The sequence below is a fragment of the Sporolactobacillus sp. CQH2019 genome (assembly GCF_028765345.1).
Lineage (GTDB): Bacteria > Bacillota > Bacilli > Bacillales > Sporolactobacillaceae > Sporolactobacillus.
In genome coordinates this window covers 559,054-573,763 of record NZ_JARAJZ010000001.1, presented here as the reverse complement: position 1 = coordinate 573,763, position 14,710 = coordinate 559,054, and the positions used below count along the sequence as shown (strand labels likewise).

Below are 14,710 nucleotides of genomic sequence, written 5' to 3'. Positions count from 1 at the left end.
TTTTGTGAATAAGAGGACGGGTGTTCACTCGCCATTCAGTTCAGGCAGATCCCGGCAGCACGTTTCTGCCGTTCTTTAAGATCATTTGTCTTCGGGGACATTTAACTCGGCAAATTGTACATCGTGGAGAGCCGGCAGTGCAAGAATCTCTTTTCGCACTGGATCGGGCACGGGTTTGTCGACGGTCAGAATCATGATCGCGTCTCCGCCGATTGCCTGGCGGCCGACGTACATGCTGCCGATGTTGATATGATTTTTTCCAAGCAGAGAACCGACATTGCCGATCATGCCCGGCACGTCGATATGCCTGATATAGAGCAGATATTTTTCCGGTTCCATATCAAGCCTGTAGCCGTTGATTGACACGATCCGTCCGCCGAATCCCGGAAGATAGGTGCAGCCGATCGTCGCTTTTTCATCTCCATGGCCGACTTCCAGCTCGATAAAGTTGGTGAACCCTTTATGCGCCGCGTTTTTCTGGACACTGTATGAAAGGCTGTGTGCCTTCAATACCTGCATCACGTTGACGATGTTGATGGACGTGTCGAGGTAATAGGAGAGAAGCGCCTTGATTATCTGTCGTGTTAAAAGTCCGGTATCTTCGAGAAAGAGTTCGCCGAAATAGTTGATTTTGATCTTTTTGGGAGCCTTTTGGAAAATCTGCATCAAAAGTTCTGACATTTGTTCGCTTAAGACAAGGTACGGCTTGATCTTTTGCTGAACGGTTGCCGAAATATGCGGAAGATTAAGGGCATGCTGCACGGCACCCGTTGTAAGGATGCCCACAATTTCTTCGCTGACGGACTGAGCCACCTTTTCCTGTGCTTCTTCCGTCGAAGCGCCGAGATGGGGCGTGACAATAATATTCGGATGATGGGTCAGTTCCGTGTTTTCCGGCGGTTCATGTTCAAAAACGTCAATGGCCGCTCCGGCAACATGGCCGCTGTTTACTGCATCGACAAGCGCCTGTTCATCAATGATACCGCCGCGCGCACAGTTGATCAGCCGCACGCCTTTTTTTGTCTTCGCCAAATATTCGGCATTAATCAGTCCGCGCGTTTCAGCGGTTAAGGGCGTGTGCACGGTAATGAAGTCCGCCTTTTCGGCAATTTCGCCGAGTCCGGCTTTCATAATGCCGAGCTTCTTCGCACGATCTTCAGTTAGAAACGGATCGTAGCCGAGAATATTCATTTGAAAGCTCTTTGCCCGTTTGGCTACTTCGGTGCCGATGCGGCCCATGCCGACGATGCCCAGTGTCTTCTGGTAGAGTTCGACGCCCTTGAAACGCTTGCGCTCCCATTGTCCGGATGTGAGCGAGTCATAGGCCTGCGGGATGTTGCGGGCAAGCGCCAGCATCATCGCCAGTGTGTGCTCTGTCGCGGCGATCGTGTTTCCGGCCGGGGCGTTAATCACAATGATTCCTTTTTCCGTAGCGGCATCAATATTGATGTTATCGACGCCGACACCGGCGCGCGCGATGACTTTCAGGCGGTCGGCGGCCTGAATCAGCTCTGCGGTCACCTTTGTCCGGCTGCGGACGATTAATGCATCGTAGTCTTTTATCTGGTCGGTCAGTTCCTCCGCTGTCAGATCCGTCCGCTGTTTCACATCGAAATCCGGGTGGGCATGGAGCGCCCGAAGCCCCGTTTCACTGATCGGATCGCTGACAATGACTTTATACATGCTGTCTCCAGACCTCCTCGGCTTTTTTCACGGCGGCGCCAAGCCGCGGTTCTTGTCCGAATTTTGCGAGCGTTAATTCAAGGGCGGTCAGCACTTTGATGATATCAAACGGCGTGCAATAACCCATATGACCGATTCGGAGAATTTTCCCTTTCAGATCTTTTTGTCCGCCCGCGACGGTGATCGAAAAATCTTTCTTTAAAGCTTTCTGAATATCGGGAGCGGATAAGGTGTCGGGCTTAACGGCCGTTACGGTCGGGGAGGCATCCGCTTCGCTGGCTAAGAGCGGAAGGCCGAGCTCTCTGATTCCTGCCCGTATCATGTCTTTCAGCAGGCGATGGCGCTCAATCACGTTTTCCCAGCCTTCTTCTTCGATCATGGCGCACACTTCGCGGGCGCCGGCGATCAGAGAAATGGCTGGGGTGAACGGTGTTGATTTCTGCGCGTCATAGGCCTTGACATAGCGGTTCAGATCGAGATAAAAACGTTTGGCCGGACATTTTTTTATCGCCTGAAGGCCTTTATCACTGAAAGCAACGAAAGCGAGGCCGGGCGGAAGCATCAGGGCTTTCTGCGAACTGGTGACCAGAATATCGATGCGGTCGGCTTCCATGTCGACCGGGACGCCGCCGATGCAGCTGACCCCGTCGACAATGAAGAGTGCGTCCGTCAGGCGTCCGACCACCTCACCCAGCGCGCCGATCGGATTCAGAACGCCCGTGGACGTTTCATTAAAGGTCGCGAAAACCGCTTTGATCGGTGCGCCGGACAATCCGTTCAGAAATGTTTCCAGCTGCTCCGGCGAGCAGGACTTGCCCCATTCGATATTCAGACGTTCGACATCCACACCGTAGTTTTCGGCAATGGACGCCAGACGGTCGCCGAAGGATCCGGCGACGATGACGACGGCATGATCGCCTTCGGACACCGTATTAACGACTGCGGCTTCAAGAGCGGAAGTACCGCTGCTTGTCAGCACATAAACGGGATGTTTCGTCCCGAACACGGGTTTGAGCCGGGTTGCGACCTCTTCAATCAGCGCGGAAAAATCCGGGCTGCGATGTCCGATCATCGGCTGTGCCATCGCAGCGTTGACGCGATTCGGAATCGGTGTCGGCCCCGGAGTAAACAAATAAGTCTGATCCAGAAACAAATTGCTCATCCTCTCTGTTACTCTATATTTTAATAAAAAATAAAAACGTCCCCCGCAGTATGGTTCCATACTGCGAGGGACGTTGATATCCGCGGTGCCACCCTCATTCACTACCGGAGCGATTCTCCTGCTGCCGGCAGTCTCATCGTTTGATAACGGTTTATAAACCGGAAGGGCCTACTCTTATTCAGCCGCTCTGTTCCGAAGGGCTAAAACGGTGGAAACAGCACCGGCTCACAGCAACCGCCGGCTCTCTGCCTGTCTGTTTCCGTCGTCTCTTGTCTTCATCATGCCATTTTAAAAATAATGAAAAAGTAATTGTGAACAAATTGTAGCAGTTAAATGTTATTTTGTAAAGAAAAATATTTATTATTTTCTGAATGGTAAAAGAAGTACTGCCTGCGAGGTGCCGAGAACAGAATCAGATGCTCGGTTCGGTCGTTGTCCCGGACAATGCTGTCTCCAGAACGGCGAGCAATTCTTTCATATCTTCCATTTTGCCGATCGTGATCCGGACGCCGTCCTGAAACGGGTTAATCAGGAACCCTTTTTTCCTGCACTGTTCGGCAACGCTTTTAGGATCGTCCGCTTTAACATAAATAAAATTTGTCTGAGTCGGATAATAAGGGATTTTCCGCTGACCAAGAAAAGCGGCTGTCATCGCCAGCACTTCCCGGTTCTTGCGTACGCAGTCCTCCATGAAATCAATATCCTGCAAGGCGGCAAAAGCGGCAATCTGGCTGAGCCGCGGATTATTAAACGGCGGCCGGACTTTGTCGATTTCGTTAATCAGCTGCGTTTGGCCGATCGCATAACCGATCCGGAAAGAAGCGAGGCCGTATGATTTTGAGAAAGTTCTGAGCACAACGATATTCGGGTGCTTCTTGAGCAAATCAAGGGAACGGGGAAAGTCTTCGGCCGCAACAAAATCAATATAAGCTTCGTCAAGGACGATGACGGCATCATCCGCTGCCTTTTCGACAAAATCGGTCAGCTCGCGTTCATTGATATAAGTGCCCGTCGGATTGTTCGGATTGCAGATCCAGACAATCCTTGTCGCTTCGTCAGTGGCGGCCAGCATGGCGCCGAGGTCGTGCTTCCCGTTTGCGTCGCACGGAATTTTTCTTGTTTCTGCCCCTTCAATCTGCGCATGACAGTAATATTCATAAAAAGTCGGCCATGCCATGACGATATTATCGCCGGGAGCGAGAAAAGCCCGGCTGATCAGGACGATGATTTCGTCGAGCCCGCAGCCGAAAAGAAATTGTTCTTCCGGCACGCCCAGTTTCTGTGACAGTTCGCTGCGGACGTCCTGATCTTTGCAGTCCGGATAGAGGGCGGGAAGCAGCGCGGCCCGGGCAATGGCTTCGCCGACTTTCGGCGAAGCGCCGTATACGTTTTCATTGGAATCCAGCTTGACAAGACGTTTCAGTCCGTACGTGCGTTTTATCTCCTCAATGGAGGGGCCGGGGTTATAAGCTTTCAAATCCGCCAGATTTTCTTTAAACATCTAAAATTCTCCTTCCCTGAAAATAAATAATGATTATCAACGGCTGAAAAGCGGGCGGATTTCCGGCTATAAAAATAGCCCTGCCGAAGCAGGGACGTCTATGCGCGGTACCACCCAATTTGCGAAAACAGTCATTCGCCACTTTGCCGGGATAACGGCCGAACCCGTCTTTTTTTACTTGCGGCAAGTACCCGCGTTGGAAAAAGAAGCGTGAGAACGTATCAAAAATCATCGTACGGATTACCCGGCTCTGCCCGGATGATCCAGAAAGACAGCCGCTGCCGGCCGGATCTTCTTTTGAACCGTCTCAAAAAAGGAATGAAATTCAAGCGGTGCCCGCTGCCGGCTTCCACCATGCGCCGGCTCTCTTTGCGAAGCGGACAGAGCCCTACTGACAACCTTTTATCGCTTAACAGCACATCATTTTTATTATCTAAGTTTTATCACGTAATTTTATAAAAGTAAAGCCCAAATCAGCCGAAGATCAATTCTCCGATTTTTTGTCATGCAAAATTGTCTGAAGAAAAGCCGGCGGCTCCGGGGCGCGAGCAGGGAGCCGGCTGCGTATAGTAATAGAAAAACAAATACTTTCTGGATTAGAAAGCGCCGCTTTAGCGATTTCAAGCATAAATCCGTTGAATGGCTAAAATATAATCGTTGACTTTTTTCGTGAAATCGACTATCTTTTGTTATTAATCACTATTTTTAAGACCTTGATAAAAGAGAAAAGGATAACAGAAACCGGGAGGAGAAGAAATGACAAATTATCGTCTCGAAGAACTGCGCACGCAGATTGACAGGATCGACATGCAGCTGCTGGATCTGCTCAATCGCCGCGCTGCCATTGTCGAAGAAATCGGGAAAGAAAAGGATAAGCAGGGAACGATCAAATATGATCCCGTTCGTGAAAGGGAACTGCTGAACCGCGTTGCGGCCAATAATCAGGGACCCTTCTCGACCGAAACACTGCAGCATCTGTTTAAACAGATCTTCAAGATCAGTCTGAAGCTTCAGGAAAGCGACAACAGCGAAATGCTGCTCGTTTCGCGAAAGCGCCATCCGCAGGACACAATTGTCGATATTCGCGGACAGAAAATCGGCGATGGAAATAAATATTTTGTCGCAGGCCCGTGTTCTGTCGAAAGTGAGGAACAGGTGCGGGCGACAGCAGCAGAGATCAAAAAACACGGCCTGACGCTTTTGCGCGGAGGTGCGTTTAAACCGCGCACGTCGCCGTATGATTTCCAGGGCCTCGGGGAAGAGGGCCTGGAAATTCTGAGGAAAGTAGCCGACGAGTTCGGTTTATCCGTCATCAGCGAGATAATGGCACCCGAGGATGTCGAGATGAGTCTGAAATACGTCGACGTGATTCAGGTCGGCGCCCGCAACATGCAGAACTTTAATCTGCTGAAGGCGGTCGGACGGATCAAGAAACCGGTGCTCTTAAAGCGCGGGCTCTCGGCAACGATTGAGGAATTCAAATATGCCGCAGAATATATTCTGTCGCAGGGAAACGATCAGGTCATCCTGTGTGAGCGCGGCATCCGCACCTATGAACGGGCGACGCGCAACACGCTCGATATCACCGCCGTTCCGATTCTGAAGCAGGAAACCCATTTGCCCGTTGCTGTCGACGTGACGCATTCGACCGGCCGCCGCGACATCATGATTCCCGCGGCCAAAGCAGCCATCGCGATCGGCGCGGATATGGTTATGGCAGAGGTACACCCGGATCCGTCCGTCGCGCTTTCCGATTCACAGCAGCAGATGGATTTCCGCCAGTTCGATACCTTCATGGACGCCCTGAAACCGGTTGTCTTTTCCTGACTTCCGCGAAACGAAAAAAATAAAAAACGACGGAACGGCCTCAATGCTGTCCGCAGTTTAGACCATGTCGTGCGGCGCCGCCATCGCACGGCATTGTTTATTAAAAATATCATGCCATGAAAAGGGCGATTTGACGCCGTCTGCAGGATTGTTTTTGATCGCACGGCATTGTTGAATATCATGCTGTGAAAAAAGCCTATTGAATCCTGGATTCCCGGAAAATTATAACCAGACGGCCGAAAGTCCGTATCAGCAGGATTTTTAGCCTAGCACCCCTTTCTCATGGGTATAATTATACAAGTTAGATCCGGAAATATTTTAGAATTTTTATGCCCGGGCATAAAAATTCGAGAAGGCAGGTTGGATGTGCGAAGGGCAGGGTCTTGCCGGGTATCGTTGTCGGATTCGGCTTTTAGAAGTCGTCTTACGGGCCGTTGCCTGTCGGGCGGCTTTTATCCCGTTAGTCGAAATAATTCGCCGTTCCCGGAGAATATGGGGGGTTCATATCGTCCGACGGAATCTACTGACGGTCGCGCCGGAACCTCTCAACTGCCGCAGGAGTTTGCTGCATTTCGGCAAAGAGGCGCCATGGGTCTGAGGGATTTTTCAAAAATAACCCGGCTGATTTTTCTTCAAACCAAGGAAACGTTTACAGAAAATTATTTTCAAATGAAAACGTTTGATGTACAATAAAAACATAAGAAAGGGAGGGAACGAAAGTGACGGAACACCAATGCACGATACGTATTCAGTCGGCCTACCCGCATTTGAGCGAGAAGGAGAGAATTATTGCAGATTATATTTTAAATCATCCCGAGGAAACGATTCACAGCAGCATCAATCAGGTTTCGGCCAGGCTCAAGGTAGCCGATGCAACCGTTTTCCGTTTTTGCAAACGTTTGGAATTCAAGGGATTTCAGGAAATGAAAATCGTGCTGGCAGCGGATATCGCGCAGAATCAGCATCTTGAGCAAACGGCCAAAAAATATGCCGAAGACGAGACGATGAGCCTGGCGGAAAGTGTTTTTCAGGCTAATGTGCGCACCTTGCAGAATACGTTCCAGATATTGAACAGTGCCTCCTTCAAAAAGGCTGTCGATCTGATGAGCCGATCGGAAAAAATCGCTTTCTTCGGGAGCAGCGGTTCATCGATGATTGCCCAGGATGCCCATCATAAATTTGTACGGGCGGGCGTTCTGACATATGCGCCGAGCGACGGAGAGTTTCAGCTGCTGTCGGCTTCCCAGCTGACAGAGCGAGACGCAGCCGTATTCATTTCTTATTCGGCCGCCGACAAGCATCTTCTCCAGGTCGTCCGGGCGGTCAAGGCAAGGCGGTGCCCGACCATCGGACTAACCGGTTTTATGAAGTCCGCTCTTGCCGATAGTGTCGATGTGTCGCTCCATACGGTTTCGGTGGCGACCGACTTCAGATCGGAATCATTTGTCGCACGCGCGGCCCAGATGACGCTGATCGACGCTTTGTTCGTTAATGTGATGCATGAAAAGCAGCAAAAAAATACGGAATCGGACCGTCCAAGGGAAGATGCGCTCGTACAGGGCTGATTAATTAAGAGACACATTTTTTGTAATCGCTTGCAATAAACGGCCCGGCTTTTAAAACGTCTCAATGCAGGCGGGAGAGCCGGAAAAGCGATTACTGGGAGCGGATAAAAAGAAAGATCACATACAAAGCACCAAGAAGCACTGCGAAAAAGAAAATGAAACCCCAACCAATTTTTACTTTCACAAAAAAAGCCTCCTTTTTGCATTAGTTTAGGCAAAAAGCGAGGCTTTTATTGATATTTACGAATAAAAATGTTTGCCCGGAACGGCAGCCTTCCGTTAAAAAATAAGCGGTCATTCAAAAAAATGCTGGTTCATGATCCCATTCCATGATTGACGCACAGATTGCTGAAAAAATCTCTTATAATTGAAAACGAACGGCTGCGCGTTAAAAGGAACTTGTGCAACAGTCCGATCAAATGGAGAGAGCTCGCCGGGGAGCCGCCGCGAACCAGGCTGGAGGCGCACCGAATCGAGGGGAGGCCGCACCGAATCAGAGCGGTCGCAGCCAATTGGGCATGAGTCGCACCGAATGGGGCTGAAGTCGCACCAAATCGAGGGGAAGCCGCACCGAATCAGAGCGGTCGCACCCAATTGGGCATGAGTCGCACCGAATGGGGCTGAAGTCGCACCGAATCGAGGGGAAGCCGCACCGAATCAGAGCGGTCGCACCAAACCGGGCTGAACCCGCACCAAATCGAGGGGAACTCGCACCGAATGGGGCTGAACTCGCACCGAATCAAGGGGAAGCCGCACCGAACCAGAGGGGTCGCACCCAATTGGGCTAGAGTCGCACCAAATGGGGCTGAACTCGCACCGAATCGAGGGGAGGTCGCACCGAACCAGAGGGGTCGCACCCAATTGGTCATGAGTCGCACCGAACCAGGCTGAAGTCGCACCGAATCGAGGGGAAGCCGCACCGAATGGGGCTGAACTCGCACCGAATCAAGGGGAAGTCGCACCGAACCAGAGGGGTCGCACCCAATTGGGCATGAGTCGCACCGAATGGGGCTGAACCCGCACCCAATTGGTCATGAGTCGCACCGAATGGGGCTGAAGTCGCACCGAATCAGAGCGGTCGCACCCAATTGGGCATGAGTCGCACCGAATGGGGCTGAACCCGCACCCAATCGAGGGGAACTCGCACCGAATCAGAGCGGTCGCACCCAATTGGTCATGAGTCGCACCGAACCAGGCTGAAGTCGCACCGAATCGAGGGGAAGCCGCACCGAATGGGGCTGAACTCGCACCGAATCAAGGGGAAGTCGCACCGAACCAGAGGGGTCGCACCCAATTGGGCATGAGTCGCACCGAATGGGGCTGAAGCCGCACCCAATTGGTCATGAGTCGCACCGAACCAGGCTGAAGTCGCACCGAATCGAGGGGAAGCCGCACCGAATGGGGCTGAACTCGCACCGAATCAAGGGGAAGTCGCACCGAACCAGAGGGGTCGCACCCAATTGTAGATCCTCGTAACTAAGTTCGATCGGTCAAATGGGAAGTCGCACCGAACCAGAGGGGTCGCACCCAATTGGGCATGAGTCGCACCGAATGGGGCTGAACCCGCACCCAATCGAGGGGAACTCGCACCGAATCAGAGCGGTTCGCACCCAATTGGTTTGGAGCCGCACCGAACCGGGCTGAAGTCGCACCGAATCGAGGGGAAGCCGCACCGAATCACGAAAAAAATCAGCCGAAATTCAAATCGAATCCGGCTGAGTCGGCATGACAAAAAAATTCATCCATTTCATACTTTTCTAGATCTTTTTTTCCTATTGATTTTATACACTGGCCGACGCTGCCGTAGCATCATTCGCTCTCAGTAAGGGATTCTTTGCCTGGTAATCAACTTTTTTATAGATACAAGGAGCGGGATTCCTTCACTCGTGTAAAATACGGCGGGTTTCGGCGCCAGGTCAGCTCAGGGAGGAAACACGGACTTGTACGCCTTCTCTGACCGGGCTGAGAATCGTGCACTTGTCTTCCGGGAAAGCAGAGGACAGGCTGGCCCGAACGGCTGCGCTCTTTGTTTTAGGCGTGAGAGACATGAGCGCTGGGCCGGCTCCGCTGAGAAAGGTTCCGTAGGCGCCCGCTTCACGCGCCAGACACGAAATCTTCTCCAGATTGGGAATCAGGGGGGCTCTGTACGGCTGATGAAAGCGGTCTCTTTCCATCATTTTTCCGGCAAGCTCTCCGTTACCGGTAAGCAGAGCACAAATCAGCACGTTGGCAATGCTGCTGCCTTCTATGGCATCTCTGAAGGCGAGCGAGGACGGGAGCACGTTGCGGGCATCGCTTGTTTTCAGTTCATAGCTCGGTATGAGCGCTACGAAGTCGAACTCGGGGACAGAGAGTCTTGCACTGTGCACGCCGGTTTCCGATTGGGTCGATACGACCAGTCCGCCGAACAGAGAAGCTGTGACGTTATCGGGATGACCTTCGATCTTACAGGCAATCCAGGCCTTTTCTTCGATCGAAAGGCGGAGATCAAGAAGAAAATCGGCAAGCTCGATACCCGCTATAATGGCCGCGCCGCTGCTGCCCAGACCCCGCGCGATCGGAATGTCGCTGCGGACGTCGACCGAGTAGGGCGGCAATATGCCGCGGCGGCTTTCCGCAACCCGCTTCGCTGTCAGATAAATAAGGTTGTCGCTGAGCCGGGGCTGAAACTCCGGCTGAGCCAGGTAGTGAAACTGCCATTCGTCTGCCTGCCTTGCGTTCAGGACCAGAAATCTATTTAATGCGAGACCGATTGAATCGAAACCGGGGCCGAGATTGGCCGTGCTGCCGGGTACCCTGATCTGAAATGCAGAAGTATTCATTTGACCACCTGCTGAAGATGTGCAACAACTGCATTTTTTTCCGCACCGATCACTGTCGGTTCAATGGACAGCGTGTCCATTGCCGTTGATGGGTCTTTCAGGCCGTTTCCGGTCAGAATACAGACAATTTTCGATCCCCTTCGTATTTTCCCGGCCTTGATGTGTTTAATCAGGCCTGCGATCGAAGCACACGATGCAGGCTCGGCGAAGACTCCTTCTGTGCGCGCGATCAATTTATAAGCATCGAGAATCTGTTCGTCGGTTACATAATCGATTTCGCCGTGCGATTCTTTTTCCGCGGCAACAGCCAGTTTCCAGCTGGCCGGGTTGCCGATCCGGATGGCGGTAGCGATCGTTTCCGGATGCTCGATCACTTTGTTTTTAACAATTGCAGCCGCTCCCTCGGCTTCAAAGCCGTGAATTTCGGGCGGCGCAATCTGCCTGTTATCTCTCAGTTCCTTAAACCCTTTCCAGTAAGCAGAAATATTGCCGGCGTTTCCGACAGGGATGCAAAGCACGTCCGGAGCGGATCCGAGCTGTTCGACGATTTCGTAAGCACCTGTTTTCTGGCCTTCAAGCCGGTAAGGATTGATTGAATTGACAATGGTAAGGCCGGAATGGGCGCCTGTGTAGCGGACAATGTCCAGTGCCTGATCAAAGTTGCCGTTGACTTCAAAAATTTTTGCGCCGTACATAACGGACTGCGCCAGCTTTCCAAGCGCAATCTTTCCCTTCGGAATAACGATGATGCAGTCCATACCGGCCCGTGCGCTGTATGCAGCCGCCGATGCCGATGTATTGCCGGTCGACGCACAGATGACCCCCGTGCTGCCGTCTTCCTTTGCTTTGGCGACGGCAAGAAACATTCCTCGGTCTTTGAAGCTTCCGGTCGGATTCAATCCTTCAAATTTGACGCGGATGTCGCAGTCCAGCTGTCCGGAAAGCCGGTCCAGCGGAATCAGCGGAGTGTTCCCTTCGAGCAGAGTCAGATGCGGCGTTTGATCTGTGACAGGCAGTATGTCCCGATATTTTTCCATGAGTCCTTTCCAAACCATACGTTCAGCCCCTTTCAACACGAAAATATTTGGCATTCAGAACAACTTCAAATCTTTTAAGCATCTCAAACGACTTTTCAAAGAGAACTTTTTTAGTTCTGTGGGTGACGATTGAGATTTCAGCGATATCCTGTCCGAGCACCGGCTCCTGATAAAGTTTTTCAAGGTTAATATCCTGTTCTTTGAACAGGTCGGTCAGTTTGGAGAACGAGCCGGGCTTGTCCTTCATATGCAGCCGGACGAAAAACTGGCTCTCAATCAGGCTGTCTTTTCTGGGATGCATTTCTTTTTTCGGCACGAAAATGTGATGCCCTGTGACGCCGAGCGCCATATTCCGGATCACCGAAAGCAGGTCGGACACGACGGAGACCGCCGTCGGTCCTTCGCCTGCGCCAGGGCCGTAAAACATCGTTTCACCGACCGCCGATCCGTACACATAAATGGCGTTGTTTTCATTCTCAACAGCTGCCAGAGGATGCGCCGCCGGCAGCAGGGTCGGCTCCACCCGGACATCGATATCGCCGTTGCTGACCTCGGCAATGCCGACAAGCTTAATTGTGTAGCCAAGTTTCTGGGCATAAACGATGTCCTCACGGGTTACATTGGTGATGCCCTTGATTTTCACATCTTCCAGCCTGACGGGAATGGAGTAGGCAAGGCGGCTGAGAATCACCATTTTTCTTGCGGCGTCCAGTCCTTCGACATCCGAGGTGGGGTCGGCTTCCGCGAAGCCGAGCCTTTGGGCGGAGGCCAGGGATTTTTCGTATGACAGTCCCTCATGGCTCATTTTACTTAAAATATAGTTTGTTGTCCCATTGACGATCCCGATCATTTTCTGAATGCGGTCCGCCGCAAAGCTGTCCGTCAGAGCACGCAAAATCGGAATACCGCCGGCAACGCTTGCTTCGTAATAAAGATCGCAGCGGTTTTTCTTTGCTTCAAGCAAAAGTTCTTCGCCGTACTCCGCCATCAGATCCTTGTTTGCCGTAACCACATTTTTTTTATTTTTCAGTGCGCGAAGGATGTAACGATATGCCTGATCGATGCCTCCGATCAGTTCAATGACGATGTCGATTTCGGGATTGTCGAGGATCTCATAGACATCGGTTGTCAGTTTTCGGCTGTCGATCAGAACTTTTCTCGGCCGATTCTTGTTTCGGACGAGTATTTTTTCCAAATGAATGGTACAGCCGATCCGTTCTTCAAGCCTTTTTCTTTCTTTGGTCAGCAGGCGGACCACCCCTGTGCCGACCGTTCCGAAACCAAGCAAGCCGATGGACACCTTATCCAACGCGATCACTCTCCCGTCACTTTCCCAATGTGTTTATTGAATTTGCGGATCCCGCAGTTCCGGTAATACGGACAAAACGATCCGAAAATAAAAACCGTCCGCGGCATTTTCTTTTCATCCGTGCAAAAAATTCAAATATCTTTATGTAACTGACATTATAACCCGAAGAATAGGCGACAACAAGCAGATTTTTGTTTAAAGAACGGCCGGACCGGATCAAAGGGAGAGGACAGGCCGGTCCGGCCGGCCGTTCAAAATTTAAAAAGTCAAAAATATTGGGTAAAAGTCTTGACCACTGCCGGAAAATGCGTTACGATAACTTCCAACCTCTTCAAAAGGTGGAACAATGACACACTGAAAAAGTGATGACGGGGAATTGTAATGGCAGCGTTGGCTTGAAGAGAGCCGGGAATGATGGGAACCTGGCAGTCCGCACATTAACGAACCACCCCTGAGTGCCTGTCTGAATAAAGTAGGGCCGGCCAAGTGCCTGTCACTTGTTACAAAAAAGACTGTTCATCCCGTGATACAGCCGCAGAGCCGATGTTTGCGAGGACATCGGGAAGCCGGGTGGAACGTGAAAAGAGAACCTTTTCGCCCCTGCATGATTGCTGCTTTTTTTCAGCAGCGTGCAGGACGAAAAGGTTTTTTTGATGTGCCTGTGAAAATAACAGACAGCGAGGTGGAAATCGATGAGAAGCAGAATCCGTGCTCATTTTTCCAATTTGGCGACTTTATATGAGCGGCTGGCGTTGCTGCTTTCCGATCGGAAAATCAACGTGGAGAATGTGACGGTGACAGCTGCGGAAAAACACGGCGGTGCCGTTGCCGTCATTGAGGCGGATGCTGACCGATGCGGATCGGAACTTGCCCGGATCCGTTCCGGATATTTTGAGGGGGCCGCGGTTGAAGAGGAAAGGCCGGCCGCCGCTGAAAAGGAACTGGCCGTGATCAGGATCGCGGCAAGGCCGCTTTGGCTCTATGAAAGAAAAGCACCGGACGAAACGCTCCGCCTTTCACTGAGGGATGATGGATCAGGCGGGACGCTCATTACAGCCGAAGGCCGGCCGGACCGCATTGACGTTCTGATTGAGAAATTGTTCCAATACGGGATCAGGAGCATGTCGCGGACAAGGATCGACGGAGAAGAGAACGGGGAGCGGCGGATCGGGCCTTTTGCTCTTGCCGGCGGCGGAAACGGTGCTGCAGGCGGCAGACCGGCCGGCGGCTGACGGATGTCTCATGTCGTCCGGCCGCGCATCTCCCGCATTACCCGGGTGGCTATCCGGCTGACTTCTTTCTGCAGATCCGGACGCAGCTGAAGGCTGTCAACGTTAAATTCGGCAAAAGACGCAGCCTTCTCTTTTGAAAGTTTGCGGAAGAGCGCCAGCTTTCTGCCGTAATCCCGCTCGGCTTTCTCGGCGAGAAGCGACGGGGACTCCAGGTTCTTTTTATCAAGTTCGCTGATCCAGTAAACGATCGCAGCCGCGACATGGGCACAGGGCATCTTATCGGATCCACAGGTACAGCGCATGGCCAGGTTACCCGGGGGATCCGGGAGAAAGCATTCCGGGCCGACGGACTGATTCAATGCGTTGATCCAGGTGACGCCCACTTGAAAAAAGGCGAGCTGCCGGTCTTCAACGCTTGCATGAATACCTGTCGGTGTAGCGCGGTAATCCCAGACATGGCTGTTCCGGAAAAGTTCGATTCCGCGTTCGATTTCGTTCGGCCGGCCGTTCCCGGCAAAACGGCCGAACCATTCGGAGAGTGCCGAACTGTGCAGAGTCAATGATTGGGCCAT

10 protein-coding genes are annotated in these 14,710 nt (G+C 52.0%); 3 read left to right on the top strand and 7 right to left on the bottom strand.

The window, feature by feature from the left end:
* Positions 1 to 81: 81 nt before the first annotated feature.
* The 3 genes from serA to hisC form a co-directional block, all read right to left on the bottom strand.
* Positions 82 to 1,683 carry a phosphoglycerate dehydrogenase gene (gene serA, locus OYT88_RS02660; RefSeq protein ID WP_274397807.1) on the bottom strand — a complete coding sequence of 534 codons (1,602 nt, stop codon included), beginning with the start codon at positions 1,681 to 1,683 and terminating at the stop codon, positions 82 to 84.
* Positions 1,676 to 2,845 carry a pyridoxal-phosphate-dependent aminotransferase family protein gene (locus OYT88_RS02655; protein WP_274397806.1) on the bottom strand — a complete coding sequence of 390 codons (1,170 nt, stop codon included), beginning with the start codon at positions 2,843 to 2,845 and terminating at the stop codon, positions 1,676 to 1,678. The genes serA and OYT88_RS02655 overlap by 8 nt, the downstream gene beginning before the upstream one ends.
* Positions 2,846 to 3,257: 412 nt before the next feature.
* Positions 3,258 to 4,346, bottom strand: a complete 1,089-nt coding sequence (gene hisC / locus OYT88_RS02650; protein ID WP_274397805.1) for a histidinol-phosphate transaminase — start codon at positions 4,344 to 4,346, stop codon at positions 3,258 to 3,260.
* A gap of 756 nt (positions 4,347 to 5,102) precedes the next feature.
* On the opposite strand from hisC, the gene OYT88_RS02645 reads away from it, so the two are divergent.
* Complete coding sequence (locus tag OYT88_RS02645) at positions 5,103 to 6,173, top strand: bifunctional 3-deoxy-7-phosphoheptulonate synthase/chorismate mutase (RefSeq protein WP_274397804.1); 1,071 nt, start codon at positions 5,103 to 5,105, stop codon at positions 6,171 to 6,173.
* 719 nt (positions 6,174 to 6,892) lie between these two features.
* Positions 6,893 to 7,738 carry a MurR/RpiR family transcriptional regulator gene (locus OYT88_RS02640; RefSeq protein WP_274397803.1) on the top strand — a complete coding sequence of 282 codons (846 nt, stop codon included), beginning with the start codon at positions 6,893 to 6,895 and terminating at the stop codon, positions 7,736 to 7,738.
* 1,916 nt (positions 7,739 to 9,654) lie between these two features.
* Here OYT88_RS02640 and thrB read toward each other — a convergent pair.
* From thrB to OYT88_RS02625, 3 genes are read right to left on the bottom strand one after another with little or no spacing between them, the layout of a single operon-like run.
* Positions 9,655 to 10,560, bottom strand: a complete 906-nt coding sequence (gene thrB / locus OYT88_RS02635) for a homoserine kinase (protein ID WP_274397802.1) — start codon at positions 10,558 to 10,560, stop codon at positions 9,655 to 9,657.
* Complete coding sequence (thrC, locus tag OYT88_RS02630; protein ID WP_274397801.1) at positions 10,557 to 11,615, bottom strand: threonine synthase; 1,059 nt, start codon at positions 11,613 to 11,615, stop codon at positions 10,557 to 10,559. The genes thrB and thrC overlap by 4 nt, the downstream gene beginning before the upstream one ends.
* A gap of 4 nt (positions 11,616 to 11,619) precedes the next feature.
* Positions 11,620 to 12,906: a homoserine dehydrogenase gene (locus tag OYT88_RS02625; RefSeq protein WP_443217488.1), complete on the bottom strand. Its 1,287-nt coding sequence runs from the start codon at positions 12,904 to 12,906 to the stop codon at positions 11,620 to 11,622.
* A gap of 692 nt (positions 12,907 to 13,598) precedes the next feature.
* Here OYT88_RS02625 and OYT88_RS02620 point away from each other — a divergent pair.
* Positions 13,599 to 14,138, top strand: coding sequence for an acetolactate synthase small subunit (locus OYT88_RS02620; RefSeq protein WP_274397800.1), 540 nt, complete (start codon positions 13,599 to 13,601; stop codon positions 14,136 to 14,138).
* Between the two features lie 8 nt (positions 14,139 to 14,146).
* Here the strand turns inward: OYT88_RS02620 and OYT88_RS02615 are convergent, their stop codons facing one another.
* Positions 14,147 to 14,710: a hypothetical protein gene (locus OYT88_RS02615; RefSeq protein ID WP_274397799.1), complete on the bottom strand. Its 564-nt coding sequence runs from the start codon at positions 14,708 to 14,710 to the stop codon at positions 14,147 to 14,149.